The organism is Bradyrhizobium sp. Leo170 (assembly GCF_004296405.1).
In the GTDB taxonomy this organism is placed as follows: domain Bacteria; phylum Pseudomonadota; class Alphaproteobacteria; order Rhizobiales; family Xanthobacteraceae; genus Bradyrhizobium.
Genome location: NZ_PSRR01000709.1, coordinates 1 through 1,438, shown reverse-complemented (window position 1 = coordinate 1,438; position 1,438 = coordinate 1). Strand labels below are relative to the sequence as shown.

At 66.5% G+C, this 1,438-nt stretch carries 1 protein-coding gene; it reads right to left on the bottom strand.

Features of this window, described 5'->3' with window-relative positions:
• Positions 1 to 1,438, bottom strand: a 1,438-nt coding sequence (locus CWO89_RS44155) for an autotransporter-associated beta strand repeat-containing protein (protein ID WP_207234713.1), incomplete at both ends; no start/stop codon positions are given.

Sequence of the window (1,438 nt, the reverse complement as noted above, 5' to 3'; positions counted from 1 at the left end):
CGCCTTCATCGGGAAAGCCGACTTGTGCGCCCCTGCATAGGCGAGCGCCGAACTGACCGACATCGACTCCATCGCGGCCAATTGCGGGCCGCCGGAGGTGAGCGCGGCCATCGGACCCGCATCGCCGGTGAATGAAGCCTGCCGCAACCGCCCGAGTACGGCCTCGCGCATATAGCGGGAGTCGTCGAGCATCGCGGTCTGCGCGCTGGCATGCACCTCGCCTGACAGCGCATCGAACGCCTGCCGCGCGCCGGCCGCACTCTGGTTGAGCACGGCAATCACCAGCGGGCTGGTCAGTGAACTCTCCTGCAAGGCGCTGGCCGCCGCGCGCTGGTTCGGGGTCTCCGCAACGTCGGGGAATGTTGTGCGGCTACGAGTGAAAGTCAGGAATACGTCGTTGGCATCGTAGCTCAACGTCGGCGCCAGGAAGATGAGGCTGCTGCTGACATCGGCAAACGTGCCGGTGATACCGCCCTTGGCGGTAAGGATGGTGTAGGCGGTCTGCGGCGCAAAGGTGCCGCTCTGCGCCAGCGCCAGTACGGTGCCGCCATTAAGGCTTGCGGTTCCGGTAGCAACAATCCTGTCGGATTGGCCAGCCGCATTGACCTCGACCTGGTAGATCGAGCCTGCCGCGAAGCTGACATTGCCGGCGACGTTCAGGGTGCCGATCGAATTGCCGGGCGCCACGGCGCCGCCATTCGCAACAGCGAGGCCGCCGATGGTGCCAATGCCGCCGAGCGCGCCGCCGGCGTTCACGGTGACGGTGCTGGCGAGGCTCGCACTCGCGTGGCTGTCGTCGCCGATCACGAGCTTGCCGGCGTTGACGGTGGTCGGGCCGGTGTAGGTGTTCTGGCCGTTGAGAACCAGGGTGTTCGAAGCGGCCTTGATGAGCGCGCCGCCTCCGGTGATCACATTGTCGAGCGTGATGTCCGGCGACTGGTCAAACGTCAGCGTGCCGGCCTGGATCGCAATATTGCCGGTCAGGCCCGGGATCGAGCTGCCGAAGATGAGTGTATTTGCCCCGCTGAGAAAAGTCAGAGCATTGGCGCGTGTCACACCGTCGTTGGACAAGCCGCCTGAAATCGTGCCGTTGTTGATGACAGTCGCATTCGTGCCGACGATGCCGGCACCGCCGCCAAGGGTGCCACCGCTGCCGCCATCTCCCCCGTTGATCGATCCTGTATTGGTGAGCGATGAACCCGAGAGAATGGCACCGGCTCCGCCACCACTGCCGCCCGCCCCACCGCCGCCGCCTCCGAGACCGCCGCGAATGATGGCGCGGTTGTCGAGCGACGAGCCGCCGCTCAGGGACACGCCCGCGCCACCGCTCCCAGCGGGGGCAAGGACACCACCCAGTCCCACGGCGCCGCTGCCGCCGGTACCGCCGGTGATGTTGCCATTGTTGATGACCGAAAGCGCGGCACCGACGAGGCCGGCA